This is a genomic window from Stenotrophomonas genospecies 5 (assembly GCF_054473825.1).
Map to the genome: position 1 here is coordinate 1350907 of NZ_JBTMUW010000001.1, position 25285 is coordinate 1376191.

At 66.7% G+C, this 25285-nt stretch carries 22 protein-coding genes; 11 read left to right on the forward strand and 11 right to left on the reverse strand.

Annotation, left to right across the window (positions count from 1 at the left end; genetic code table 11):
- Nucleotides 1–57: 57 nt before the first annotated feature.
- The 3 genes from ACX9OW_RS06240 to ACX9OW_RS06250 are packed head-to-tail and all read left to right on the forward strand — an operon-like array spanning nt 58 to nt 1597.
- A complete protein-coding gene (locus ACX9OW_RS06240; protein ID WP_459062075.1) occupies nt 58–687 on the forward strand; it encodes a superoxide dismutase in 630 nt (209 codons plus the stop codon).
- Nucleotides 684–1262: a flavin reductase family protein gene (locus tag ACX9OW_RS06245; RefSeq protein WP_459062076.1), complete on the forward strand. Its 579-nt coding sequence runs from the start codon at nt 684–686 to the stop codon at nt 1260–1262. Before ACX9OW_RS06240 ends, ACX9OW_RS06245 begins: the two co-directional genes overlap by 4 nt.
- Nucleotides 1259–1597 (forward strand): tetratricopeptide repeat protein, encoded by a 339-nt coding sequence (locus ACX9OW_RS06250; RefSeq protein ID WP_459062077.1) that lies wholly within the window; start codon nt 1259–1261, stop codon nt 1595–1597. The genes ACX9OW_RS06245 and ACX9OW_RS06250 overlap by 4 nt, the downstream gene beginning before the upstream one ends.
- Nucleotides 1598–1624: 27 nt before the next feature.
- Here the strand turns inward: ACX9OW_RS06250 and ACX9OW_RS06255 are convergent, their stop codons facing one another.
- On the reverse strand, nt 1625–2773 hold the full coding sequence (locus ACX9OW_RS06255; RefSeq protein WP_053517809.1) for a fatty acid desaturase family protein: 1149 nt from the start codon (nt 2771–2773) through the stop codon (nt 1625–1627).
- Nucleotides 2774–2785: 12 nt separating this feature from the next.
- Complete coding sequence (locus ACX9OW_RS06260; RefSeq protein WP_459062078.1) at nt 2786–3856, reverse strand: ferredoxin reductase; 1071 nt, start codon at nt 3854–3856, stop codon at nt 2786–2788.
- Between the two features lie 93 nt (nt 3857–3949).
- Here ACX9OW_RS06260 and fabR point away from each other — a divergent pair, with 93 nt between their 5' ends.
- The 4 genes from fabR to ACX9OW_RS06280 all read left to right on the forward strand — a co-directional run bounded on the left by fabR (nt 3950) and on the right by ACX9OW_RS06280 (nt 10244).
- On the forward strand, nt 3950–4606 hold the full coding sequence (fabR, locus tag ACX9OW_RS06265) for an HTH-type transcriptional repressor FabR (RefSeq protein WP_053517811.1): 657 nt from the start codon (nt 3950–3952) through the stop codon (nt 4604–4606).
- Between the two features lie 329 nt (nt 4607–4935).
- The gene (locus ACX9OW_RS06270; RefSeq protein WP_459062079.1) at nt 4936–7311 is read left to right on the forward strand and encodes an autotransporter family protein; all 2376 of its coding nucleotides are present in this window, start codon (nt 4936–4938) and stop codon (nt 7309–7311) included.
- 238 nt (nt 7312–7549) lie between these two features.
- Entirely contained in the window at nt 7550–9706 is a 2157-nt protein-coding gene (locus ACX9OW_RS06275; protein ID WP_164152557.1) for a TonB-dependent receptor plug domain-containing protein, read from the forward strand.
- Nucleotides 9696–10244, forward strand: coding sequence for a thioredoxin-like domain-containing protein (locus tag ACX9OW_RS06280; protein ID WP_164152555.1), 549 nt, complete (start codon nt 9696–9698; stop codon nt 10242–10244). Before ACX9OW_RS06275 ends, ACX9OW_RS06280 begins: the two co-directional genes overlap by 11 nt.
- A gap of 118 nt (nt 10245–10362) precedes the next feature.
- On the opposite strand, the gene mntR is transcribed toward ACX9OW_RS06280, so the two are convergent.
- Nucleotides 10363–10827 (reverse strand): manganese-binding transcriptional regulator MntR, encoded by a 465-nt coding sequence (gene mntR, locus ACX9OW_RS06285; protein ID WP_053517818.1) that lies wholly within the window; start codon nt 10825–10827, stop codon nt 10363–10365.
- 116 nt (nt 10828–10943) lie between these two features.
- Between mntR and ACX9OW_RS06290 the strand changes: the two genes are divergently transcribed.
- Entirely contained in the window at nt 10944–12275 is a 1332-nt protein-coding gene (locus ACX9OW_RS06290) for an Nramp family divalent metal transporter (RefSeq protein ID WP_459062080.1), read from the forward strand.
- Between the two features lie 66 nt (nt 12276–12341).
- Here ACX9OW_RS06290 and ACX9OW_RS06295 read toward each other — a convergent pair whose 3' ends face one another.
- The 4 genes from ACX9OW_RS06295 to ACX9OW_RS06310 all read right to left on the reverse strand — a co-directional run bounded on the left by ACX9OW_RS06295 (nt 12342) and on the right by ACX9OW_RS06310 (nt 16645).
- Complete coding sequence (locus ACX9OW_RS06295; protein WP_053517820.1) at nt 12342–12668, reverse strand: thioredoxin family protein; 327 nt, start codon at nt 12666–12668, stop codon at nt 12342–12344.
- On the reverse strand, nt 12640–13119 hold the full coding sequence (locus tag ACX9OW_RS06300; protein ID WP_197571186.1) for a flavodoxin: 480 nt from the start codon (nt 13117–13119) through the stop codon (nt 12640–12642). The genes ACX9OW_RS06295 and ACX9OW_RS06300 overlap by 29 nt, the downstream gene beginning before the upstream one ends.
- 13 nt (nt 13120–13132) lie before the next feature.
- Entirely contained in the window at nt 13133–14176 is a 1044-nt protein-coding gene (locus tag ACX9OW_RS06305; protein WP_262218324.1) for a ribonucleotide-diphosphate reductase subunit beta, read from the reverse strand.
- 105 nt (nt 14177–14281) lie between these two features.
- Nucleotides 14282–16645, reverse strand: a complete 2364-nt coding sequence (locus tag ACX9OW_RS06310; RefSeq protein WP_346475102.1) for a ribonucleoside-diphosphate reductase subunit alpha — start codon at nt 16643–16645, stop codon at nt 14282–14284.
- A gap of 432 nt (nt 16646–17077) precedes the next feature.
- On the opposite strand from ACX9OW_RS06310, the gene ACX9OW_RS06315 reads away from it, so the two are divergent.
- Nucleotides 17078–18055: a zinc-binding dehydrogenase gene (locus ACX9OW_RS06315; protein WP_053517825.1), complete on the forward strand. Its 978-nt coding sequence runs from the start codon at nt 17078–17080 to the stop codon at nt 18053–18055.
- A 201-nt stretch (nt 18056–18256) separates the two neighbouring features.
- On the forward strand, nt 18257–20884 hold the full coding sequence (locus ACX9OW_RS06320; RefSeq protein ID WP_459062081.1) for a TonB-dependent receptor: 2628 nt from the start codon (nt 18257–18259) through the stop codon (nt 20882–20884).
- Between the two features lie 127 nt (nt 20885–21011).
- Here the strand turns inward: ACX9OW_RS06320 and betT are convergent, their stop codons facing one another.
- From betT to ACX9OW_RS06340, 4 genes are all read right to left on the reverse strand, one after another.
- The gene (betT, locus tag ACX9OW_RS06325; RefSeq protein WP_053517828.1) at nt 21012–22991 is read right to left on the reverse strand and encodes a choline BCCT transporter BetT; all 1980 of its coding nucleotides are present in this window, start codon (nt 22989–22991) and stop codon (nt 21012–21014) included.
- 137 nt (nt 22992–23128) lie between these two features.
- Nucleotides 23129–23509: a VOC family protein gene (locus ACX9OW_RS06330; RefSeq protein ID WP_368866006.1), complete on the reverse strand. Its 381-nt coding sequence runs from the start codon at nt 23507–23509 to the stop codon at nt 23129–23131.
- A 66-nt stretch (nt 23510–23575) separates the two neighbouring features.
- Complete coding sequence (locus ACX9OW_RS06335) at nt 23576–23896, reverse strand: DMT family transporter (RefSeq protein ID WP_459062082.1); 321 nt, start codon at nt 23894–23896, stop codon at nt 23576–23578.
- The gene (locus ACX9OW_RS06340) at nt 23896–24249 is read right to left on the reverse strand and encodes an SMR family transporter (RefSeq protein ID WP_053517832.1); all 354 of its coding nucleotides are present in this window, start codon (nt 24247–24249) and stop codon (nt 23896–23898) included. Before ACX9OW_RS06340 ends, ACX9OW_RS06335 begins: the two co-directional genes overlap by 1 nt.
- A 112-nt stretch (nt 24250–24361) precedes the next feature.
- Here ACX9OW_RS06340 and ACX9OW_RS06345 point away from each other — a divergent pair, with 112 nt between their 5' ends.
- A complete protein-coding gene (locus ACX9OW_RS06345; protein WP_193395903.1) occupies nt 24362–25213 on the forward strand; it encodes a LysR family transcriptional regulator in 852 nt (283 codons plus the stop codon).
- Nucleotides 25214–25285: the final 72 nt, after the last annotated feature.

Below are 25285 nucleotides of genomic sequence, written 5' to 3' on the forward strand. Positions count from 1 at the left end.
TGCGATAACAGTCTCCCCACGGCCAGCCCGCTGGCCTTCGCTACGGAGACTGCTTCAATGTCGTACTCGCTTCCCCCGCTCCCCTATGCCTACGATGCCCTCGAACCGCATTTCGATGCGCGGACGATGGAGATCCACCACAGCAGGCACCACCAGACCTACGTCAACAACCTCAATGCCGCGGTCGAGCAGGCCGGCCTCGCCGAACAGCCGGTCGAGGCGCTGATCGCCCGCCTCGATGCCGTGCCGGAGGCCCAGCGCGGCGCGGTCCGGAACAACGGTGGCGGCCACGCCAACCACAGCCTGTTCTGGACCGTGCTCAGCGCACGCGGCGGCACGCCCGATGAGGTGCTGGCGGCGGCCATCGACCGTGACCTCGGCGGCTTCGATGCCTTCAAGGATGCCTTCAGCAAGGCGGCGCTGACCCGCTTCGGCAGCGGCTGGGCCTGGCTGACCAGTGATCGCGATGGCCGCCTGCGGGTTGAAAGCAGCGCCAACCAGGACAGCCCGCTGATGGGCGCGGCGGCCGGCCTGTCCGGCAACACGCCGATCCTCGGCCTGGATGTGTGGGAGCACGCGTATTACCTGCATTACCAGAACCGCCGTCCGGACTACATCGGGGCGTTCTTCAACATCATCGACTGGGCCGAAGTCGGTCGCCGCTACCGCCAGGTGGGCGGCGCATGAGCGCCGGCACTCCCCATTACGCCGGGCCGTGGGCAGGGGTCTTCCCCGCCCCGGCTCCGGTACCCTCGGTCAGTCTGCCGCCGCGTGCATTGCGGCGGCTGCTCGGCCACTTCCTTACCGGCGTGGCCATCGTCTGCACCCGCGACGCACGGGGCACACCGCTGGGCCTGACCATCAATTCCTTCGTGCCGGTGTCGCTGCAGCCGCCGCTGGTACTGTGGAACCTGGCCCTGCACGCACAGAGCCTGCAGGCCTTCCAGCGCGCCACGCGCTTCGCGATCAGCGTGCTGGGCGCGGACCAGGAAGCACTGGCGCGCACGTTCGCCGATCCCCAGGTGCGCAATCGTTTCGACGGCGTACCCCTGCTTCCAGACGAAGACGACGCGCCGCCGCGCATCGCCGGCGCGGTCGCGCACCTGACCTGCACCCGTCATGCGCAATGGCCGGTGGGTGATCACCTGCTGCTGGCCGGCCGCATCATCGAGATCAATGAGACCGGCGGTGCGCCGCTGATGTTCCACCGTGGCCGCTTCCTGCCGGGGCCGCTGGACACCCTGCGGGAGGTACAGACATGACCATCGAGGCACTGGAGGACCTGCTCGCCAACGGCCACGACAGCGCGCTGCTGCGCTTCGGGCTGGGCAAGGGTTGGCTCGACGCCGGCGATCCGGCGCGCGCGGCGACCCATCTGGGCCGCTGCGTGGCACTTGATCCGCATTACTCGGCGGCGTGGAAACTGCTGGGCAAGGCCCGGCTGGCGGGTGGCCAGCCGCAGGCGGCTCGCGAGGCATGGCAACGGGGCCTGAGCGTGGCCAGCCACCAGGGCGATGAGCAGGCTCGGAAGGAAATGCAGGTGTTTCTGCGCCGGCTAAAGCGCGAACAGCCGGCGCCGCAGGAGAGCGCGGGCTGAGCCGGCCGCACAGGCCGGCCGCATCGATCAGCCCGCGTTGGCCGGTGCCGGCGCCGTCATGATGTCCGGCATCGGCAGGCGGCGCGGCTTGCTCGGGAAGGCATGCCGCAGGATGCGCCACACCACCTGGCCGAACTGCCGTGGCAGCGAACCGTTGTTGTAGTGCTGACCGTAGCGAAGGCAGATCTCCTTCACTTCCTTGGCGATGGCCGCATAGCGGTTGGCCGGCAGATCCGGATAGAAGTGGTGCTCGATCTGGTGGCTGAGGTTGCCCGACAGCACGTTGATCAGGAAACCACCGCTGATGTTCGACGAGCCACGCAGCTGGCGCAGGTACCAGTGGCCACGTGATTCGTTGCGCAGGCACTCCTTGGGGAACGTCTCCGATTCAGCGGTGAAGTGGCCGCAGAAGATGATCACGTAGGTCCAGATGTTGCGCAGGCCGTTGGCGACCAGGTTGCCCAGCATCACGGTCAGGAAGAACGGGCCAGCCAGCAGCGGGAACAGCACGTAATCCTTCAGCACCTGGCGCAGCATCTTGCGCGCCACCGGACGGGTCTGCAGCCACATCGCGCGGCTGCTGATGCGGCCCTTCAGCCAGCGCCCCAGGCGCAGGTCCTGGGCGGCCACGCCCCACTGGAACAGCAGCGCGAAGATCGGTGCGATGATCGGCTGCAGCAGATAGAACGGCTTCCAGCGCTGTTCCGGGAAGATGCGCAGCAGGCCGTAGCCGATGTCATCGTCCATGCCGCGCACGTTGGTATAGGTGTGGTGGCGGAAGTTGTGGGTCTTGCGCCAGTTGTCGGCGGTGGCAACGATGTCCCACTCGTAGGTGTTGCCGTTCAACTTCGGGTCGCCGGTCCAGTCGAACTGGCCGTGCATCACGTTGTGGCCCAGCTCCATGTTCTCCAGGATCTTCGACAGCGCCAGCATGAGCGTGCCAGCGATGGCGGCCGGCCACAGCAGCGGTGCCCACAGCAGCGGCGAGAACGCCGCCAGGAACAGCAGGCTGCGGCCGCCGACGCCGAACCAGCGCACGGCAGCGGCCACGCGCCGGATATAGCGCGTATCGGACGCGCCGAGACTGCCGATCACACGATCGCGGATCGCGTCGAGTTCCTGGCCGAAGGCGTTCATTTCGGCAGGACTCAGGGCACGGTCGGTAGCGCGGGTCATGGCAACGGTTCCTCAGAGATCCAGGGTCAGGTCGGTGGTCGGCGCACTCACGCAGATCCGTACGGGCTGCGCCGCTTCGGAATGCGTATCGCCGGTGCGCAGATGGCGGGTAGCGCCACTGACGCGTTCACAGCTGCAGCTGTTGCAGATGCCCATGCGGCAGCCGTGCCGGGGCTTGATGCCCTGCGCTTCCAGGCTCTCCAGCAGGGAGCGGCCGCGCGGCACGCGCAGCTGGCGCCCACTGCGTGCCAGGGTCAGCGACACCTCGCCTTCGCCGTCGGCATCCAGCAGCGGCGCGGGCGGCGTGAAGGCTTCCGCCTGGAAACCGGCCACCTGATGCGCAAGGCGGCGGCGCGCGGCGGCAACGAAGCCGTCCGGGCCACAGGCCAGTACATGGCGCTGTGCCAGCGGCGTGTCATCGCCGGGAATCTGCAGGGCGTGGGTATCGATGCGCGCGGCCGGCACCTCGCCCTCGCGGGTGGTCAGCAGGTGCACGCGCAGGCCCGGCGTCGCTGCCGCCAGCGTATGCAGTTCGTCACGGAACTGGATGGCGGCCGCTGTGCGTTCCCAGTAGAACAGGTCCACCGGCGCGCCCAGCGGTCGCTGGCAGGCCTCGCGCAGCAGGCTGCGCATCGGCGTGATGCCGCTGCCCGCCGCCAGCAGCAACACCGGCGCGGCGGCCGGCATATGGAAGTCACCGAAGGCGGCATCGATGCGGAACAGGTCACCGGGCCGCGCCTGGTTCACCAGGTGCTGGCTGACCCGCCCCCCGTCCACGGCTTTGACGGTAATGGCCAGTTCGCGGCCACTCAGCCGGGTCGGGCTGTAGCTGCGCTGCCATACCCGCCCCTCAAGCTCGACGCCGAGGGTGACGTGCTGGCCGGCGCGCATGCCGGCCCAGTGCCGGTTGCAGCGCAGGATCAGGGTGGCCGCGCCCTCGCCCGCTGGTTCGCGTCGGACCAGGCGTGCCAAGGGCTCGCGCAGCGTCCACAACGGATTGATCTGGCCGGCCCAGAAATCGAACAGCGTGGGCGACAGCCAGCGGTGCAGGGAAAACGGGGACGGACGGACGACAGCGCTCATGGCAGCCACTATACGGGCGCACATACACCTGTGTATACACGTGTATATTGAACCGGATTGGGTATGATTCAGCCTTGCCCCACCGGAGCCCTCATGGCCGCTGCCACCGTCCTGTCGATACCCGAAGATGCGCAGAGCCCGGCCCGCCGTACGGTGAGCCGCGAGGATCTGCTGGCCGCGGCCCTGAAGCTGATCGGCCCGCACCGCAGCCTGTCCACCCTCAGTCTGCGCGAGGTCGCGCGTGAGGCAGGCATCGCGCCGAACAGCTTCTACCGGCAGTTCCGCGACATGGACGAACTTGCCGTGGCCCTCATCGATGTGGCCGGCCGCTCGCTGCGCACCATCATCGGCGAGGCGCGGCAGCGCGCGACCTCCTCCGCCACCAGCGTGGTGCGGGTATCAGTGGAGACCTTCATGGAGCAGCTGCGCGCAGACGACAAGCTGCTGCACGTCCTGCTGCGCGAAGGTGCGGTCGGCTCGGATGACTTCAAGCACGCTGTCGAGCGCGAGCTGCATTACTTCGAGGAAGAGCTGCAGCACGACCTGGTGCGCCTGGCGGCCCTCGACGGCGCGGTGCTGCATGCACCGGAACTGGTGGCCAAGGCGATCACCCGCCTGGTGTTCGCGATGGGCGCCACCGCGATGGACCTGCCGCCGGAGAAAGATCCGGAACTGGTCGAACAGATCTCCACGATGATCCGCATGATCATCGTCGGCGCCCGCACCCCGGCCGCCTTCCGCCGCGGCTGATCGCACAGGTGGCCATGCGCCACCGCGCTGCGATGTTGCGCCGCAGCATGTCTGCCGGTGCCGCCGGGGCGATTGCGTGACTCACATCACGATTTAGATCGGTGAAAGTGTTCTCGCATGAGCCTGACGGGCGCTTCATGCCGTTTTCACTTCGCGAGGACTATCCAGCACCCACGAATTCCGCAGCTGAATAGGCCAATGCGGGCTGCAGCTGGATGGAAAACGTTGCAGTGTTTCAGACGAATTGCATGGCTCTTCGGGCCGTCGCCCCGCAGAGTGCCGCCTCCGGCCTGTGGGGACGGGCCCATCCAACGTTCTGGAGAGAAACCATGTACACGATGAGATCCGCTTCACGCGCCCTGCCCGCGCAGGCCGCTCCGCTTGCGCTGGCCCTGGCGGCCTGCGTCGGCGTGCCGCAGACAGGTCATGCCCAGTCAGTTTTTGTCCCGGCCGGCACCACGCTGACGGTGGACCCGGGAAGCCCTTATGAGGGCCGAGATTTTTCCGTCGAGGGAACATTGAACCTCAATGGCGTCAGAGTGGGTCGCGTGGGTGCCAGCGAGGGGGGCGTCGTCAATGCGACGGACACGACCATTACCAGCAATGCGTCGGGAGCGGGAGCATCGATGACCAACTCGCAGGGCCGCTTCCTCAGGTCGGAGATCGTCAACACGAATGCCAGCGGCTTCGGCTTTTCAACCGGCGCGCTGATTACCGCCACCCCGCAGCCTCTCAGCCTCGCCCAGTTCATCGACAGCAAGGTGTCGGGTGTCCGCATTGGTGCTCAGGCCAGTGGGGGCGGCACCATCGTTGCCGAGCGCTCGACCTTCTCCGGAGCCATCGGCATGCGCAGCCTGGCCGGCTCGATCGAGCTGCGTGATGGCTCCGCCGCCATCGGCAGCGACATCGGCCTGCTACTGGGAAATTCCAGACTGAGCCAACCCCCCTATGCGGACCCTGCGGACTGGCGTGTACTGGTGGATGGATCACGCGTGGAGGGCACCACCGGTCCCGCCGTCAAGGTGAGAATCGAGAATGGCCGTGCTCCCGATCTGGCGCGCCTCACCGTCCAGAACGGCGCAACGCTCATCGGTGGCAACGGCAATCTGGTGGAAGTCGACCCCGATCTGGCACTCGATTTCACCGCCCGCACGTCCACCCTCAACGGCAACTTCGTCATCGCCGATACCGCCAGCACGACCCTGCGCTTCCTCGATGGGCTGGTGCTGACCGGACAGATCACCGGCCCGGCTGAGGTGATCGTCGACCAGGGCGGACGCTGGACGCTGTCCGGCGACAGCAGCACCGGCAACCTCACCCTCGGCGCGGGCAGCCACATCCTGCTCGGCGCGGAGGGTCAGGCGGCGTATCCGCAGTTGACCGTCAATGGCGATTACACCGGCAACGGCGGCACCCTCCATTTCAACACCGTGCTGGCCGGCGACGCCGCCGCCAGTTCGCGCCTGCATGTGACCGGCGCCACCAGCGGCGCCACCAACGTCATTGTCAACAACATCGCGGGCGCTGGCGCGCAGACGGTCGACGGCATCCTGCTGGTCCAGGTCGATGGCGCCAGCAACGGCAGCTTCGCGCTGCAGGGCCGCGCCATCGGCGGCATGTACGAGTACTTCCTGCACAAAGGCTCGGCCACGACGGCCAACGGCAACTGGTACCTGACCTCGGCCTACACGGGCAATCCATGCGATATCAATCCTTCCCTGCCGGAGTGCGATCCGGAGGATCCGGTGATTCCTCCTCCCGATCCTGACCCCGATCCCGAACCCGTGCTGCGCCCGGAGCCCGGCGCCTATCTGGCCAACCAGATCGCAGCCGAGCAGATGTTCCAGGTACGTCGTCACGATCGCGGCGAGCCCGGCTTCGACCGCGCGCGCCCGGGAACCTGGGTGCGTGGTGGCCGCGATCAGATCCAGGCCAGCATTGCCGGCCAGGTCGATGCTCGCACGCATCTCAACGTCCTGCAGCTGGGCAGCGATCTGTGGCGCTGGAGCGACGGGCGCGGCCAGGTGGGCGTGATGCTCGGCACCGGCGACGCCACCACCCGCGCAGTCTCCATGCTGTCCGGCTATGGCACCCGCGGCAGGATCAAGGGCAAATCGGCAGGCGTGTATCTGGGCTGGGTACAGGATGCACAGAGCAGCGGCGGTCTGTACGTGGACGGCTGGGTGCAGGCTGCCCGCTTCGACAATGATGTGCAGGGCGAGGGCATTGCGGCGGAAACCTACGATGCGGACGTCCGCAGCGCGTCGCTGGAGCTCGGCTACGCCTGGGCGATCCGCACCCGCGAGGCCAGCACTCTGTACCTGCAGCCGCAGGCACAGCTGACCTGGACCGACTACGACAGTGACAGCCTGGTTGAAGACAACGGAACACGGGTCGAGGATGGCCGCAGCATCGGGCTGAACAGTCGGCTGGGTGTGCGTCTGTTTGGACAGAGCACCCTGCGCGGCAATCGCGTACAACCCTTCCTGGCGGTCAACTGGCTGCGCGGCCAGCGAGATCCCTCGATGCGCTTCAACGAAGAGCTGTTGAGCGCGAAGACGCCCGACAGCCGCTACGAAATGCAGGCGGGCGCGCAGCTGCAGCTGGGGCAACGCTGGAGTGCCTGGGGCGACCTGCGCGTGCAGCGCGGCGACAGCGGCTATCGCAACCACGGTGCACAGGTCGGCCTGCGCGCCGCCTGGTAACACCCGGCGTCCCGCCCGGAACCCGCGCCTGAACACCCCTGCCGGATATGACATCCGGCAGGGGTGACGTCGTCTATTGTAATGTTATAACACCGTCGTTCCTGATGAGGCGCCCTGCGCCGTGCCCACGAAAGCAGCGTCGCGCTTGATATAGCAATTGCTATATCTATGAGCATTTGCTTTCATGTACACCAGCCAGGTCGCCCTCGCCGCTCTCTTCCCCAAGGACGACGCCTCCATGCCCCACGCCGTGCCGCCGTGCCACCTTCCGCTGGCCACCGCCATCTTCTTTGCCCTGTCGACCCCGGTACTAGCCGGCACGCCCTCGCCCACGCAGCTGGACCGGGTGCAGGTCAAGGTCAGTACCGCCACGCGCAGCGAGCGCCTGCTTGCCGATGTGCCGATCCGTACCGAAGTGCTGCGCAGGGAGGACATCGCGCTGCGTGCGGCCACCGATTTCTCCCGTGCGGTCGAACTGATCAATGGCCTGCGCGTGGAAAGCAACTGCCAGAACTGCAACACCAGCGAAGTGCAGCTGCTGGGCCTGCCGGGTGCCTACAACCAGCTGCTGTTCGACGGCATCCCGCTGCTGTCCACGCTGGGCAGCGTCTACGGCCTGGAGCAGATTCCCGCCGGCTTCGTCGATCGCATCGAAGTGGTCAAGGGCGGTGGCTCGGCGCTGTATGGACCCGGCGCGGTGGCCGGCGTGATCAACCTGGTTCCGCCGCTGCCCTCGCGCAGTGGTGGCCATGTGCAGGCCGGCGTGGATGTGCTGCGTGGCACGCCGCAGAAGAATGCAGATGTCCGGCTGGATCTGGTTGCCGCGCAGGTCGATGCCGGGCTGTCGGTGATCGCCCAGCGCAACTGGAACAGGGGCATCGACTACAACGGTGATGACTACACCGAGATCACGCGCAAGGATCTCAAGGTCGGTGGACTGCAGGCGTGGTATGCGCCCACACCGGGAACACGGCTGCGCGTGGACGTGCAGGTCACCGATGAAAGCCGGCGCGGCGGCAACCGCCTTGACCAGCCGGAGTATCTGGCCAACATCGCAGAATCGCTCGACACCACGTACCGGCGTGGCAGCGTGTCCTGGGACCAGGAAGTAAGCCCGGACATCGACTTCCGCCTCGCCTATGCCTTCGCCGACATCGATCGCGACAGCTTCTATGGCGGTCTCGGCGATGTGGTCACCGACCCGTCGGCAGCCGGATACGATCCCTCCGAGCTGGACCCCACCGTGGCCGGCAGCGCCGCCTCGCGCTCCTGGCGGCAATACGGACGCACGCACAATCCGCTGCATTACCTCGACAGCCAGTTGAACTGGCGGCTGGGCGCGCATGCCCTGGCGTTCGGCGTGCAGTACAAGCACGAGCGCCTGCGCGACGACAACCGGACCGGTGACGGCCAGCGCCTGGCCGTGCTGGAGGACGCCAGCTTCCACAACCTGGGCGCCTTCGTGCAGGACGAATGGAGCCTGCGCGAGGACATCGACCTGGTGATCGGCGCGCGCGTGGACAAGAGTTCCGAACTGGACAACGCGGTGCTCTCACCGCGTGTCGCCTTGGCCTGGCAGGCCACGGAGAACGTGAAGTGGCGGGCGGGCATTGCCAGCGGATTCCGCGCACCGGAAATCTTCGTCGAGGATGTGCATGTGGACACGCTCGGTGGCGAGCAGGTGCGCGTGCGCAATGCCGAGGGCCTGAGGGAGGAACGTGCGCTGACCACCCTGCTCGGCTTCGACTGGCGTTCGGATCCGGCCGAGCCGGTGTGGACGTGGGACGCCACCGCCTCCTACGCGCGCATCCGTGACACCTTTGCGCTGGGCGAGATCCTGCGCGGCGCCGACGGCCAGCTCGGCCAGCTGCGCTACAACGCCTCGGGCTCGGACGTACTGGGCATGGAAGCCAATCTGGGCTGGCAACCCTCGCCGCAATGGCGTCTTACCGCGGGCGCATCGTGGTACCGCTCGCGCTTCCGCGAACCCCAGCGCATCTTCGATGACACCGGCGAGGGCGGCGACACCGTGATCAACAGCCGCGACTACCTCAAGACCCCTCGCTGGACCGGGCTGGCCCAGCTCGGCTGGTTGCCTTCGGAACCGTGGGAGACCTTCATCGCGCTGCGCCACACCGGTTCAATGCCGGTGCTGAACAACCGGCTGGGTGAACTGCATCGCACCCGTGCCTTCTGGGTGACCGACCTGGGTGCCCGCTGGCATCGCCACCTGGGGGTGGGCGCCGAACAGGAGGTGTCCGTGGCAGCCGGAGTCAAGAACGTGTTCGATCAGCGGCAGAAGGATCTTGAAGCCGGCGCGCTGCGCGACAGCGACTACGTCTACGGGCCCCGCTTCGCGCGCTCGTGGTATGTCAGCCTGCGCTATGCGTTCTGAAGCACTGCGCGTTCTGCTGTGCGCCGGCAGCGCGCTGCTGGCCGCGCCGGTCGCGGCAGAGAATCTGCACGCGCAGGTCTCGGCGTCGCTGATGCGACCAGAGGCGCGATCGCTGCGCCCGATGCAGTGGTCGCCGCCGCCGCGATTGATCGCGCTGTACTTCGGTGCGGACTGGTGCGCGCCCTGCCATGCCTTCGTGCCGACCCTGCGCAGCGTGCGTGACGCACTGCGCGAGGCCGGTGCGGACACCGAGGTGGTGTACGTCAGCCAGGATGAGAGCGAGGCCGCGCTGCGCCGCTACATGCGCCGCCAGGACATGCCGTGGCCGGTGCTGGACCCGCGCAGGGCCGCGCGCATGCCGGTGCTGCAGGCCCTGGCCGGCCCCGCGCCGCCCAATCTGGTGCTGATCGACGCGGAAGGTCGCGTGCTGGCGAAGGGGTGGCATGGGCGGCGCTATGAGGGTCTGCAGCCTGTGCTGAAGCTGTGGCAGGCAGGGGCATGCGCACAGGAACAGGCGCGCTGCCCGCCGCTTGAGTGATCTGCGGCTCCTTCCACGGCCGCCGGGCATGGCCCGGCGCTACCCCTCCTTCCGAGCGCATGCAGCCGCCGGGCATGGCCCGGCGCTACCGCCACCCTTCAGATCGCGGGCACCGGCCCTACCCGCCCTCGGCCTTGCGCACGAATGCTTCGAACAGCGCCAGCGTCTGCTCGCTGACATGATGCTCGATGCCTTCGGCATCGCGCCGGGCGGTATCGGCATCCACGCCCAGCGCCAACAGGAAGCGCTCCACCGTCTGGTGCCGCTGGCGACTGGCATGGGCCAGCGCCTCGCCCTCGGCGGTCAGGAAGACACCACGATAGGGCCGCTGCACGACCCAGCCGTCGCGGGCCAGCCGCCGCAGCATCTTCGCCACCGTCGGCTGCGCCACCCCCAGGCGGGTGGCGATGTCGACCTGGCGGGCCTCGCCGCCATCGGCCAGCAGGTCCGAGATCAGCTCGACATAGTCCTCCACCAGTTCCATCCGGTGCGCCTCGCGCACCTGCCGGAAGCTCTCGACCTGGCGCTCGGCCTCGATCAAGGGGGGATTCTTTGGCGATGTCGAATCGTCGCTCTTGCCCACGCGTGCGCCTGTCCTGCCGAAGTCGTCCGGGAATGAACCTGAATTCTGGACCAGTGACGCGATAAAGACGATTGTTTCACATTGCTATTGGATATAGCAGGGGCTATATTACGCGCATGAACACCCTGGCGCCCGATGACCCTTCGGCCCCTGCCCCGGCCAGCCTGGGTGCGCTCAATGCCTCGGTGGCGGTACCCGACAAGGGCCACTGGTGGTTCCGCCTGCTGGCGTTCCTCGGCCCGGGCTACATGATCTCGGTCGGCTACATGGACCCTGGCAACTGGGCCACCGACCTGGCCGGCGGCTCACGCTTCGGCTACCTGCTGCTGTCGGTCATCCTCGTGTCCAATCTGATGGCGGTGATCCTGCAGGCGCTCTCGGCGCGGCTGGGTATCGCCACCGGGCTGGACCTGGCCCAGGCCTGTCGCGCGCGCTACCCGAAGCCGGTCAACCTGGCCCTGTGGGCGCTGTGCGAGGCAGCCATCATCGCCTGCGACCTGGCCGAGGTAATCGGCACCGCCATCGCACTGAAGCTGCTCTTCGACCTGCCGCTGCTGTGGGGTGCAGTGATCACCGCGCTGGACACGCTGCTGGTGCTGCTGCTGATGAACCGCGGCTTCCGCGCGCTGGAGGCCTTCGTCATCGCGCTGCTGATGGTGATCTTCGCCTGCTTCGTGGTCCAGATCGCGATGGCCGCGCCGCCTGTCATGGCGGTGCTTGGCGGCTTCATTCCACGCGCACAGGTGGTCACCGATCCGCACGCCCTGTACATCGCGATCGGCGTCATCGGCGCCACGGTCATGCCGCACAACCTGTACCTCCACTCGTCCATCGTGCAGACCCGAGCGTATCCGCGTACCGACGAGGGTCGCCGCAGCGCGCTGCGCTGGGCGGTGACCGACAGCACGCTGGCCCTGACGCTGGCACTGTTCATCAATGCCAGCATCCTGATCCTGGCCGCGGCCGTATTCCATGCCAACGGTCGCTTCGACGTGGAAGACATCGAGCAGGCGCATCAGCTGCTGGCACCGATGCTGGGCGTGGGCGCCGCGGCGACGCTGTTCGCGGTGGCACTGCTGGCATCGGGCCTGAATTCCACGGTGACCGCGACGCTGGCCGGGCAGATCGTGATGGAGGGCTTCCTGCGCCTTCGCCTGCCGCCCTGGCTGCGGCGGCTGCTGACCCGGGCGCTGGCGATCATTCCAGTGGTGGTGGTGATCGTGCTGTTCGGCGACCAGGGCGCGGTGAAGCTGCTGGTGCTGAGCCAGGTGGTGCTGTCGATGCAGCTGCCGTTCGCGATCATTCCCCTGGTGCGGATCGTGACCGACAAGGTGACCATGGGCGCACTGGTGGCGCCGCGGTGGCTGGGTACGATCGCCTGGTTGATCGCGCTGGTGATCGTGGCATTGAATGTGAAGCTGCTGGTCGACACCTTTGCCGCCGCCTGACGGCCGAGGGCCGCCACCGGGCCATGCTCGACGCACGCGTGCAGCGCTGTCGAGCGTGGCCCCGCTCTACAGATGCAGGGCGATGGCAGCCTCGATCTGCTGTGGCGACTGGAATCCGGCCAGGCGGATGCGTTCGTTGCCGTCACGGAACAGCGCAAGCGTTGGTGTCTGCCGCAGCCCCAGCTCCCTGAAGAAGGTTTCACCCAGCACTTCCAGCTGCACCCGCAGCAGGGTCATGCCCTGCCCCGCGCCGCTGCTGGCGACACGCTGCAGGGACATCTCCAGCATCCGGCAGCCCGGGCACTGGTCCTTGTGGAAATCCACCAGGACCCGGGGATGTTCGGCCAACAGCTGCTGGAGCTGCTCAGGCGTGGTGGCGTCGATGATCTGCATCGGTGGTACTCCGGTAATGGGCCAGGACCGCGTCGGTCCAGGCGTCGATGGCGGCGGCGTGGCGCTCGCCGTGCGGCATCTGTTCAATCTCCAGCGGCGGGTAGCTGCTGTGGAAGTAGCGCATCAGGCGGTGCACGGCGCCGCAATAGTACTCCTGGCCCCACTGTGTCTCACCGGTGCCGAACACGGCTACCTGTCGCGGCCGCTGACCCAGCCCGGCAATGCCGGCCACCCATGCCTTCATCTCCGCCGGTGTGCGCCCGGCGTTGTCGGTCCAGCTGCCCAGCAGCACGAGGTCGGCTTCATCGGCCGCCAGCGGAGCCGGCTGGCGCAGGTCGTCGGCCTCCTGCCAATGCACCGCGTGACCCGCCGCGCGACACCGCTCGGCGATCTGCCGTCCCAGCTCCCGGGTATTGCCACTGAGCGAGGCGACCACGATCAGGATGCCCAGCGCCGGCCCCCGCTCAGAGATCGTCGAAGCCGTTGTCGACGTTGGTCTTCTTGTAACTTGCATTGCGCATCTCGAAGAAGTCGGTCTTGGTTTCGGTGAAGTTGTCGGCGTAGGCCTTGATCCACGGCATCACATTGTCGGTCGTATCGCTGTACAGCCGCTCGATACCCAGCATGCCGGCCATCTTGTTGGCGCGGTACTTCACGTAGCGCACCATCTCGTCCACATCGATGCCGTCGATGCCATCCAGCACTTCCGACGACCATTGCGTCTCCAGCGTGATGGCATGCTCGAAGGCGCTGTGTACGTAAGCCGTCAGCTCGTTGGTCTGCAGTTCCGGATTCTCGCCGACGATGGCGCGGATCACCTCGCTGATGAACTTGGTATGGGCCAGCTCGTCGCGGTTGATGAAGCTGATGATCTTGCCGGTGCCGGTCATGCGGTTCTGCCGCACCAGGTTGTAGAAATAGGCGAAGCCGGAATAGAAGTTGATGCCCTCCAGGATCGACGACTGGATCAGCGACCTCAGCAGCGTCTCGGCGGTCTTGTCGCGCATGAAGTCGTCGTACGCCTGCATGATCGGCGCGTTGCGGCTGATGATGGTCGGATGCGTGCGGGCCAGTTCGAACACCCGGTTCTGGTTGGGCAGATCGGTGATCGACGCCAGCACATAGCTGTAGCTTTCGTTATGTATCACTTCCTGCTGGCCGATGATCGCCGCATTGGCATGCGCGGCCGGATCGGTGATGTACTCGGCGACGTTGTAGATGAACCGGGTCTGCGGCGAATCGAGCGTGGCCAGCAGGCCGATGATCGAGTCGTAGGCGTTCTTCTCGCGTCCGGACAGTTCACCGTACTGGCGTGCGTCCAGCTTCATGTCCACTTCGTCGGGGATCCAGAAGTTGGTCGACAGTTCCTTGTACGCCCGATAGAACGAGGGGTACGGAATGTCGTTCCAGTTCAGTATGCCGCTGGTGCGGCCGTTGATGATGCCGGTGCTGCGGTTGGGATGGCGTGGTTCAAGGATCTTGATGCGGTCAAGCGGCGTTGCCATGATCGTTCCTGCAGAGGTAGCGCCGGGCCATGCCCGGCGGAATGTAGAGTGGCCGCGCGGTGCGCTCGCCGGGCATGGCCCGGCGCTACCGCGGCTGGGGCGCAGCGATCAGCTTGAACACCACTCGCATTCGCTGATGTCGATGTCGTTGGAGCGCACGTAGTAGGTGGTCTTCAGTCCCGCGCGCCATGCGCTCAGGTGCAGCTCCAGCAACGTGCTCGCACGGATGGTGCTGGGCACATACAGGTTGAAGCTGATCGACTGGTCCACATGGCGCTGGCGCCGGGCGTTCTGCCGGACGCTGGCGAACTGGTCCACCTTGTAGGCACCCTTCTCGTAGTAAGGCCAGGTTTCCAGCGACAGCCCGGGGGCTGCGACCGGTCGCCGGAAGTCCTTCTTCTCCTCGTAGTAGAACGCGCTGTAGATGGGATCGATCGAGGCCGTGGAACCGGCGATCTGGGCGGTGCTCATGTTCGGCGCGACCGCCAGCAGCCAGCCATTGCGCAGACCATGGCGGGCCACCTCACGCGCCAGGCCCTGCCAGGCCGCATCACGGTAATCGCGGTCGCTGAAGTAGCGGCCGGTGTGCCAGTCGCTGCCGGCGAACATCGGATACTGGCCCTTCTCTTTCGCCAGTTCGGCACTGGCCTGGATGGTCAGGAAGTTGATGCGTTCGTACAGGCGGTCGGCCAGCGCCTCGGCCTCCGGCGATTCCCACGGGATCGCCTGCTGCGCCAGCAGGTGATGCCAGCCGAACGTGCCCAGGCCGATGGCCCGGTACTTGCGGTTGGTGATCGTGGCCTGCGGCACCGGCAAGGCATTGAGATCGATCACGTTGTCCAGCATGCGCACCTGGATCGGGATCAACCGTTCCAGCACGTCCTTCGCCAGCAGATCGTCCGGCGCGGTGACCGCCCGTCCGAGATTGATCGAGGACAGGTTGCACACCACGAAATCGCCGGCGCGGCGGGTGGTGACGATCTGGTCGCCGCTGACGATCTCCTGGATCATCCGCGTCGGGCTCATGTTCTGCAGGATCTCCGTGCACAGGTTGCTGGAATAGACCATGCCCGCATGCTTGTTCGGGTTCCTGCGATTGACTTCATCGCGGTAGAACAGGAATGGATTGCCGGTCTCCAGCTGGCTGAGCATGATGCGCTTGAACAGATCGATCGCGCGCACGGTGCGCCGGCTGATGCGCTCGTCGGCCACCAGCTCCGCGTAGCGGTCGCGGAAGCTGCCCGCACCGCGCGTCTCATCGTAGAAGTCCTGCAGGTACCAGCCCTTGGCCTGCTTTACCTCATGCGGGTCGAACAGGTACCAGTCGGCCCGACGCTCGACCGCCTCCATGAACAGATCGGGGACGCAGACCGACGTGAACACATCATGCGCGCGCAGGCGCTGGTCGCCGTTGTTCAGGCGCAGATCGAGGAAGGCCTCGATGTCGCGGTGCCAGATGTCCAGGTATACCGCCACCGCGCCTTTGCGCTGGCCGAGCTGATCGACCGATACCGCGGTGTTGTTGAGCTGCTTGATCCAGGGCACTACGCCGCCGGACGAGTTGGGCACACCCCGGATCGGTGCACCGCTGCTGCGCACGTAGCCCAGGTAGGCGCCGACACCCCCGCCGTGCTTGGAAACCCGGGCAATGTCCGTATTGGAGTCATAGATGCCCTGCAGGCTGTCGTCCACTGTATCGATGAAGCAGCTGGACAGCTGTCCACCGACCTTGCCGGCGTTGGCCAGCGTCGGCGTGGCCACCGTCATGTACAGGTTCGACAGCGCCCAGTAGGCCTCGCCGACCAGCTGCATCCGCCGCTCACGCGGCTTCTCCTCCTGCATCAGGTACAGGGCGATGGTCAGCCAGCGCTCCTGCGGCAACTCGTACACCTCGCGGCTGCGGTCGCTGGCCAGGTAGCGCGTCGCCAGCAGGTACAGGCCGTTGTACGCGAACAGACGGTCGCGGTCGGGATCGATCATCTCTCCGGCCTGCTGCAGCTCCTCCTTGGAGTAGCAGCGCAGGATGTCATTGCTGTAGACGCCACGGTCGGCCAGGCTCTCCTGCAGGCCTACGTACGAGCCGTACTTCAGGCTGACATCGTAGAAGCGGTTGCGGCTGGCGCGCTTGTAGAGGCGGCGCAGGTAGATGCGGGCGGCGAACCGCTCCCAGTCCGGCGCGACCAGGTCCACACGGGATTCCGCCTCGCGGATCAGCAGGTCCACCAGGTCGTCGGCACTGATGCTGGGCTTGCGCTCAACCATCGCCTGTACCACGCGGCGGTAGTCGGCTACGTCCAGCTGCGGGAACTCGGCATGGATGGCGTCGATGCTGCGCTGCAGGCGCCCGGCGTCGAACGGCAGGCGTCGGTTGCCGGCCTCCTTGGTGATCCAGGTCGGCACGCGCTCGCCACCGGCGCGCAGGGCGTCGCCGGCGCCGGCCGGATCGGCCGCGCGGTAGGTGTATTCAGTCATGGTCCTGCGTCTCCAGGCTCGCACGCACGATTGCGCCGATGCCATGGCGGCCCTGCACGCGATACCGGCGCACGGGGCGATTGGGTGGGATGCCAAAGCGCGGGAACACCAGATCGTCGGCAAGTGCCTGCGCCTGCGGCCGGTATCCGGGCCGTGGGGGCGACCTGAGTCCGCACGAGGGCGGCCGCGTCGACACGGCAAGCCTTCAGGGGCGGGCCGCGGGACGTGTCTTGCATCGTCCGGCGGCGGCGGCTGACCGGGAGTGACGGCCCCAACATAGTGGGGATGATGGATATCGTCAACACAAGATGCAGTAAATAGCGCCCTCCGCGACGAACCGTCGCAGGATGCCGTGTTGCGTCTGCGCCGCCTTGTCGACGCCGCACGCATCCCCACTTCGATACAACCTCCACTTTCCGCGGAACATCCCCCATGCGCGCTGCCCAGTACTCCTCCTTCGGCGACCCGTCCGACGTCCTTGCCGTCGCCGAGGCCGCCCTGCCTGAACCTGGTCCTGGCGAGGTGCGCATCCGTACCGTGCTCGCCTCCATCCACAACCACGATCTGCTGACCGTGCGCGGCCTGTATGGCTACAAGCCGACGCTGCCGGCGATCGGTGGCAGCGAGGCACTGGGCGTGGTCGACGCGGTTGGCGACGGCGTCGAAGGCCTTCGGGTCGGTCAGCGTGTCGCTGCCGCCTCGGTGCACGGCACCTGGGCCGAAGCATTCATCGCGCCGGCACGGATGGTGATTCCGATGCCCGAATCGATCCCCGACGAGACCGCTGCGCAGCTGATTGCCATGCCGCTCAGTGCGCTGATGCTGCTGGAATTCCTGCATGTCGAGCCAGGCCAATGGATCGTGCAGAACACCGCCAATGGCGCGGTCGGCAAGTCGCTGGCGATGCTGGCGCGGGCACGTGGTGTCCATGTGGCCAACCTGGTGCGCAACGCCGATGCAGTCGCGCAGCTGCAGGCGCTCGGCATCGATCATGTATTCGATACCTCGGTGGACGGCTGGAAGGACCGCGTGCGTGCAGTGACCGGTGAAGCGCAGGCGGCGGCCGCCGTGGATTCCATCGGCGGCGACGCCAGCGGTGACCTGGTCGACCTGCTCGGCCACCACGGCACGCTGGTGTCCTTCGGCGTGATGAGCGGCGAGCCCATGCGCATCCCCGCCGGAGGCCTGATCTACAAGGAAGCCACCGTGAAAGGCTTCTGGGGCAGCAAGGTCAGCCAGGCGATGGCGGTGGACGACAAGCGACGGCTGGTGGGCGAACTGCTGCAGCGTGCAGCCGGCGGCGAACTGACGCTGCCGGTGGAACAGGTGTTCGCACTCGATGATGTCGCCGCGGCGGTCAAGGCCGGCGCAGGTTCCGGCCGCAACGGCAAGGTGCTCTTGCGGCCTTGACGGTCGGCCAACCGGGGTCAGATCCCTTTCCGTTGGAAAGGGATCTGACCCCTGAGAGGAACGCGCAGCACCGGTCGATAACAAGGCCAGTCACTCGTTAAGAACCTGTGATGTATAACTGAATGCGCTTTCGTCATTGGAAGGCGCAGGCGAGCGCATGCGGTACTGGCGGCTCCTCTTCTGTCCGGCGTTGTCGCTTCCATGTACCGCACCACCCTGAACCTGCTTGCCGGCGCCATCGCGCTGGGACTTACCGCCGGCGCTGCCGGCGCTGCTGAAACCACCGATACCGGCAAGGACAGCACCACGCTCGGCACCGTGCTGGTGACCGGATCCAACATCAAGCGCAGCGACACCGCCGGCCCCAACCCGGTGCAGATCGTCAGCCGTGAACAGATCGAACAGACCGGTCGCAGCACGTTGACCGATGTGCTGCGCAACCTGTCGGCCAATGCCGGCAACAGCTTCGACGAGCAGTACACCGGCAGCTTCGCGGCGGGCTCGGCGTCGATCGGCCTGCGCGGGCTGTCGCCGAAGAACACCCTGGTGCTGGTCAACGGCTATCGCGTGGCCAACTTCGGTTTCGCCCTCAATACCCAGGACACCTTCGTCGATCTCAATGCGCTGCCGATCAGCGCGGTCGAACGCATTGAAGTACTGAAGGACGGCGCCTCGGCGGTGTATGGCTCCGATGCCATCGCCGGTGTCATCAACATCATCCTGCGCAGGAACTTCCAGGGCGTGGAAGTGGGCGGCGGCTTCGGTACGGCCACCCAGGGCGGCCTCGACGAACGCAAGGCCAATCTGCTGGCCGGTTTCGGTGACCTCGAACAGCAGGGCTGGAACGTGCTGTTCGGGCTGGACGTGCTCAAGCGCGATCGGCTCGACGCCGACCAGCGCGCCTATACCCGCAGCGGCGATTTCCGCGACAAGCCCGGTGGTCGCCTGGCCGGCTGGTCCACTGCCGGTGGCAACTGGCTGGCGAACCCGCGCGCGCCGCAGCCATTCTCGCCCTGCCCCGAGGGCAGCCAGCTGCGGCCCTACAGCGACTTCGGCAGCAGCCTGCCCGGCCAGGCCTGCGCGTTCAATGCGCAGCCATTCAAGACCCTGCAGCCCGGTGCCGAACGCCTGCAGGCCTCGCTGAGCGCGACCTACCGCTTCAGTGACAACGTCGAAGCCTTCGCCGACGTGCTCTACAGCCACAACAAGGCCGACCAGATCTTCAGCGCGCCACTGACCGTCGGCCCGGGCCTGCGCGCCTACAACCCCGCCACCGGCACCCTGCTCGACATTCCGGCAGTGCTGCCGGTCGGGCATCCGAACAACCCGGGCAGCGCTCCCCTGCCCTTCGAGTACACGTTCTTCGATCTCGGCCCGCGCCTGAAGGACAACACGCAGGTGTTCTACCGTGCATTGGCCGGCGTGCGTGGCCAGGGCGAGCGCTGGGACTGGGAGGTCGCCGCGCTGACCTCGCAGAGCGAGCAGCGCGAGTACGTGGACAACTTCATCAACCGCTACGCATTCGAGCAGATCCTGCGCGATGGCAGCTACAACTTCCTCGACCCGGCCAGCACGCCGGCCGCGCTTGACGCGCTGCGCCTGCAGACCAAGCGCCCGGGCTGGTACCAGCTGCACTCTCTGAACCTCAAGGCATCGACGTCGCTGTGGGAGCTGCCGGCCGGCGCGGTCGGCTTCGCCTGGGGCACGGAGTTCCGCAAGGAATCGCTGGATGCACGGACCAGTGCGCAGGTGCTGTCCGGAACGGAGCTGCGGCCCGCGATCAACGTGGTCGATGGCGAGCGGCAGGTCAGCGCCGCCTACGCCGAGTTCAGCGTACCGTTGCATCGCACATTGGAACTGCAGGTCGCCGGACGCGGCGACCGCTACGACGACTTCGGCAAGGCGTTCTCGCCGAAGTTCGCGCTGCGCTGGCAGCCGCTGGACAGCCTGCTGCTGCGCGGTTCGTTCTCGCGCGGTTTCCGCGCTCCCTCGCTGCCGGAAATCGCACCCGGGCAGACGGTCAGCTACGGATCGGTGATCGACCCGCTCGACCCGTTGCAGCCCGGTGGCAGCCGCGGTGTCACCAACATCCGCACCGGCAATCCCGACCTGAAGGCCGAACGCTCGCGCAATCTCAACGTTGGCGCGGTGTGGTCGCCGGACGCTGACAGCAGCATCGGCCTGGACTGGTACCGCATCGAGCAGGACAACCTGGTCAAGCCCGACAGCGCACAGTTCATCGTCGACAATCCCGCCCTGTTTCCGGGCCGGGTCCAGCGCGATGCGCAGGGCCGCATCCAGTTCATCACCAACCAGTATGCCAACCAGGGGGAGCTGACCACGTCCGGTCTCGACCTGGAGGCCAGCCGCACCTTCCGCACCGACGGCTGGGGCAACCTCACCCTCGCCGGCAGCTGGACCCATCTGCTCAGCTTCAAGCAGCCCCTGGTAGCCGGTCAGGCGCCCTATGACGGCGCGGGCAACAACCGCCACGGCGCGCTGCCGCGCACCCGTGGCACCACGTCACTGAACTGGGCGGTGGGCGACTGGAACAGCACGCTGAGCCTGCAATATGTCAGCGGCTACGACCAGCGGGTCGCGACGGCCACCAGCAACCCGGGCCTGCGCGATCGCGTCAAGCCCTATCACCAGCTGGACCTGTACGTGGCGTACGAGGGCCTGGCCAACACCACGCTTTCGCTGTCCGTGTTGAACCTGACCGACCGGGACCCGCCGTTCGACCCCGCGGGCGGCTCCAACGGCTTCGACATCAGCCAGTACAACCTGCGCGGCCAGTTCGTCACGGTGGGGGCACGCTACCGGTTCTGATGCGGAAACTGCTCATGTAGCGCCGAGCCCATGCTCGGCTGCTCTACCGGCTTGATGGAGCCGAGCGTGGGCTCGGCTCCACGGAGTGTGCGGACCAACGGTCCGCGCCCATCGCAGCGGTCGTGCATCACCGGCTCAGGTGCAGGAACTGCAGGTGCCGCTCGTACTGGCTGATGATGTCGTTGATGATCTGCTTGCGGCTGTATCCGACCAGGTCGTAATCCTGGCTGCCTTCGAACAGATGCACTTCGGCGCGGTAGTAGCGCTGGTTGCGCAGCTGCTGGGCGGCGAACGACGGCGTCAGGTAGCCGCGGAGGATCACCCGATACAGGAAGTCCTGCTGCTCGCCATGGTTGACCGAAAGTTCCATGTCGCCGGCTTCGATGCGGGTATGCACATCCCAGCCCTGCCCGCGCAGCTGCTCGGCCACGGCTTCCATCGCCGGTTTCACCGTGTCATCCATGAAGCGGTAGACCTGGTCGCGCACCGGGAAGTGCATCGCCTGGCTCAGGCGCTGGCGCCAGCCTTGGTGGTGGCGATCGTCGCCGATCAGCGGCGATGGCCGGTACTGCAGCGCGCGCTTGCGGTGCGATTCGTCACTGAAGGCTCGGGTGAGGCCCCACATCATCAGCAGCAGCACCGCCGAGAATGGCAGTGACGCCAGCACCACCGCCGACTTCAACGCATCGATGCTGCCCGCCAGCAGCAGGCCTGCGGTGAGCACGGCGATCACCGTGCCCCAGAACACGCGCAGCCAGCGCGGGCCATCGTCTTCCGGAGCGCCGCCGTGCGACGACAGCGTGGACAGCACCACCGCGCCCGAATCGGCCGATGTCACGAAAAAGATGAAGCTGACCAGCACGGTCACCGCGATCACCGTGCGGCTCCACGGATAACCATCAAGCAATGCGTACAGCACGGTCGGTGGGTCATCCACGGCCAGCTGTGCCAGCTGCTGCTGGCCATGGTGCAGCACCTGGTCCAGCGCGCTGTTGCCGAAGATCGACAGCCAGGCCAGGGTGAAGCCGAGCGGAATCAGCAGCACGCCGAACACGAATTCGCGGATGGTACGTCCGCGCGAGATGCGGGCGATGAACAGGCCGACAAACGGCGCCCAGCCGATCCACCAGGCCCAGTAGAACACCGTCCAGCCGCCCAGCCATGCCGGCCGTCCGCCATAGGCGTACACGTCAAAGCTCTTGCCGACCACGCTGCCCAGATAGTCGCCCAGGTTCTGCATCAACGTGCCGAACAGGTATTGGGTGGGCCCGGCGAACAGCATGAACAGCACCAGCGCGATCGCCAGCAGCATGTTGATGTTGGCCATCCAGCGGACCCCCTTCTCCACGCCGGACACTGCCACGGCCACCGCCGCCCCCATCATGCTGGCGACCAGGGCGATCTGCACGAAGTTCGAGTGCGGGATGTCGAACAGGTGCGACAACCCGGCGTTGAGGTGCAGGACACCGAAGCCCATGTCGGCGCCGATGCCGAACACGGTGGCGACGATGCCCAGCGCATCCACGGTGTAGCCGATCGGGCCGTTGATGCGCTTGCCGATCAGCGGATACAGCGCCGAGCGCAGCGCCAACGGCAGGTTGTGGCGATAGGCGAAGTAGGCCATGGCCATTGCCGCCAGCGCGAACACGCCCCAGCCATGCAGGCCCCAGTGCAGGAACAGCAGCTGCATGGCCTGGCGCGCGCCGGCCTCGCCTGCGGCGGGATCGCCCTGCGGCGGCTGCAGGTAATGGGTCAGCGGCTCGGAGACACAGAAGAAGAACAGGGTGATGCTGATGCCCGCGGCGAACAGCATGCCCGCCCAGGAGAGATAGCTGAACTCCGGCTCGTCATGGTCGGCGCCGAGCTTGATGCCACCATACTTGGACAGCGCTACGCCGACCACGAACACCAGATAGAGGGTCATCGCCAGCAGGTAGTACCAGCCAACGTTGAGTGCCGCCCAGTCCTGTGCGCTGAGCAGCAGGCGACCGGCACCGATCGGATAGAGGCTGACGAACAGCGCGAACGCCACGACGATGATCGCCGCGAAGGCGAATACAGGCCGCAGGGTGCGCACCGGGGATTGTTGCGGCTCCAGGGCTTCCACGGGGCGGCGTTCTCCGGTCGATCAAAGAGTGAGCCGGCGGATTCTGGCTGAACGGCGGTGGACGCAGGATGAAGTGCTGCCGCGCGATGACAGCACAGGGACAGCACGCGCGTGGTATCACGCGCGCGGCGCGAAGTTCAGTGCATCACGTGCACGGCGCACAACTTGTTGCCGTCGGGATCGCGCAGGTAGGCCAGGTACAGCTGCCGCCCGGCCTTGTGGCGTACGCCCGGTGGATCTTCGATGGCGCTGCCGCCGTGGGCGATGCCTGCGTCCTGCCAGGCGTGCACCGCCTGCGGAGTCTCCAGCGCGAAACCAATGGTGCCGCCATTGGCGTGGCACGCCGGCTGGCCATCGATGGGCGGGGTCACGATGAACATCCGCCCGTCCTTGATGTAGACCAGTTTTCCATCTTCATCGGTCATGCCCGGTCGGCCGCCGATGGCTGCGAACAGTGCGTCGTAGAAGCGGCGCGAGACCGCAAGATCATTGGAACCGACGGTGATGTGGCTGAACATGGCGGCACTCCGTTGCGGAAAAACCGCAGTGTCGGACAGCGCGCTCCGGTCTGCAATCGTCGCCGCTCATGCGGTACTGAGCAGAAGCACCGCCCCCGTCACCAGTGCAATGCCGATCCAGCCGATGGGCCGCAGGCGATTGCCGAACAGCAGGCGCCCGCAGGCAGCGGTGCCGATCACGCCGATGGCACCCCACAGCGCATAGGCCGTGGCCAGGTCCAGGTGGCGTACTGCCTGGCCCAGCAGCGCGAAGGCGATCCAGACCATGACGACGGCAGCGACACCCCATTGCCAGCGGCGGAAGCCTTCAGACTTGGCCACCATCATGTTTGCCGCGACGTCGATCAGTGCGGAACAGATCACGAAGAACAGTGCCGTTGCATTCATCAGTGCGCCTCCCCAAGGGTGACGCAGACAATGCCGGCCACCGCCAGCAGCAGGCCGGCCAGCTGCTGCATCGACAGGCTCTCGCCGAACACCGCAATGCCGACCAGGGTCAGCAGGGTCAGCCCCAGCCCCTCCCACACCGCGTACGCAACGCCGACCGCGATGCGCCGTACCGACAGCGCCAGGAAGTAATAGGACAACGCCAGCGCCCCGGCCATCACCAGGTAGCCGGTCCAGCCACCGGCGCGGGCGGCATGGGCCATGAAGGACGTGCCGACCACTTCGGCGACGATCGCCACGGTCAGGCAGGCCCAGGCAATCAGGGGGCCTGGGGCGGGAACACGACGGGTCATGGGAAAACTCCAGCAGGATTCACAGCGCCCGCTGACAGGGGCGATGGCGTCCAGTATCATCGCCATTTACGATGGATCAAAAATGGAATCCATCGATATGAGCGATGGATCGATGCCCTACTCTCCTGAATCCCTGCAGGCGTTCGTCGAGGCTGCCGCACTGGGCTCCTTCTCGGCTGCCGCGCGGCGCCTGCGCAAGACGCAATCGACGGTCAGCACCGCCATCGCCCATCTGGAAGCCGATCTGGGCGTATCGCTGTTCGACCGCAGCGGGCGCTATCCGCAGCTTACCGACCCGGGGCGGCAGGTGCTGGGCCATGCCCAGGAAATCCTGGCTGCCGATGCGCGCCTGCGGCAGCTGAGCGTGCGCCTGGCTGCACCTGTCGAACCCCGGCTGACGGTGGTGTTCTCCGATGTTTACCAGCTGGACCCGGCGCAACAGGTGCTGCAGCGCTTCGCTGAAGCCTTTCCCGAAATCGAACTGGAGTGGCTCGACGCTGAAGGGCACGATGTGCTGGAACTGGTCGGCAGCGGCCGCGCCGGACTGGGCCTGCTGCCTCGCCAGGAGCGCTATCCGGATGCAGTGATCGCACAGCCCCTGGCCCATCACAGCGAGCTGGCGGTGTACGTCGCGCACGGACACGCACTGGCCGCGGCCGGTGCGCGCGCCGCACCGCAGCTTGCCCGCCATCGGCAGATTCGCTTGAGCGCACAGGTCGATCACGCGCGTGCCGTCGCCGGCCCGGCCTGGACCGCATCGGACTACCTGATGGTGATGGAAATGGCCGAGGAAGGCATCGGCTGGGCCGAACTCCCGAGAGCGCTGGTGCAGCGCTACGACCGCGGACACCTGGTGGAACTGGCCCTGCCCGGTTGGCCGCGGCGCATCCACAGCGACCTGGTATGGCGGCGCGACACACCGCCCGGGCCGGCCGCACTGTGGTGGGCCGACGCGCTGCGGTAGCGCCGGGCCGTATCGGCCCGGGATGTATCAAGGTTGTTGCAACCGCAGCCGCGCATGGGCTCGGCACTCCCC

Coding starts and splice junctions, on each gene's coding strand:
- ACX9OW_RS06270 (WP_459062079.1), top strand. CDS start 4,936: ATGTACACGATGAGATCCGCTTCACGCGCCCTGCCCGCGCAGGCCGCT.
- ACX9OW_RS06320 (WP_459062081.1), top strand. CDS start 18,257: ATGTACCGCACCACCCTGAACCTGCTTGCCGGCGCCATCGCGCTGGGA.
- ACX9OW_RS06245 (WP_459062076.1), top strand. CDS start 684: ATGAGCGCCGGCACTCCCCATTACGCCGGGCCGTGGGCAGGGGTCTTC.
- ACX9OW_RS06295 (WP_053517820.1), bottom strand. CDS start 12,668: ATGCAGATCATCGACGCCACCACGCCTGAGCAGCTCCAGCAGCTGTTG.
- ACX9OW_RS06340 (WP_053517832.1), bottom strand. CDS start 24,249: ATGACCCGTCGTGTTCCCGCCCCAGGCCCCCTGATTGCCTGGGCCTGC.
- ACX9OW_RS06335 (WP_459062082.1), bottom strand. CDS start 23,896: ATGAATGCAACGGCACTGTTCTTCGTGATCTGTTCCGCACTGATCGAC.
- ACX9OW_RS06275 (WP_164152557.1), top strand. CDS start 7,550: ATGCCCCACGCCGTGCCGCCGTGCCACCTTCCGCTGGCCACCGCCATC.
- ACX9OW_RS06255 (WP_053517809.1), bottom strand. CDS start 2,773: ATGACCCGCGCTACCGACCGTGCCCTGAGTCCTGCCGAAATGAACGCC.
- ACX9OW_RS06250 (WP_459062077.1), top strand. CDS start 1,259: ATGACCATCGAGGCACTGGAGGACCTGCTCGCCAACGGCCACGACAGC.
- ACX9OW_RS06240 (WP_459062075.1), top strand. CDS start 58: ATGTCGTACTCGCTTCCCCCGCTCCCCTATGCCTACGATGCCCTCGAA.
- ACX9OW_RS06290 (WP_459062080.1), top strand. CDS start 10,944: ATGAACACCCTGGCGCCCGATGACCCTTCGGCCCCTGCCCCGGCCAGC.
- ACX9OW_RS06310 (WP_346475102.1), bottom strand. CDS start 16,645: ATGACTGAATACACCTACCGCGCGGCCGATCCGGCCGGCGCCGGCGAC.
- ACX9OW_RS06330 (WP_368866006.1), bottom strand. CDS start 23,509: ATGTTCAGCCACATCACCGTCGGTTCCAATGATCTTGCGGTCTCGCGC.
- ACX9OW_RS06280 (WP_164152555.1), top strand. CDS start 9,696: ATGCGTTCTGAAGCACTGCGCGTTCTGCTGTGCGCCGGCAGCGCGCTG.
- ACX9OW_RS06345 (WP_193395903.1), top strand. CDS start 24,362: ATGCCCTACTCTCCTGAATCCCTGCAGGCGTTCGTCGAGGCTGCCGCA.
- ACX9OW_RS06260 (WP_459062078.1), bottom strand. CDS start 3,856: ATGAGCGCTGTCGTCCGTCCGTCCCCGTTTTCCCTGCACCGCTGGCTG.
- fabR (WP_053517811.1), top strand. CDS start 3,950: ATGGCCGCTGCCACCGTCCTGTCGATACCCGAAGATGCGCAGAGCCCG.
- ACX9OW_RS06315 (WP_053517825.1), top strand. CDS start 17,078: ATGCGCGCTGCCCAGTACTCCTCCTTCGGCGACCCGTCCGACGTCCTT.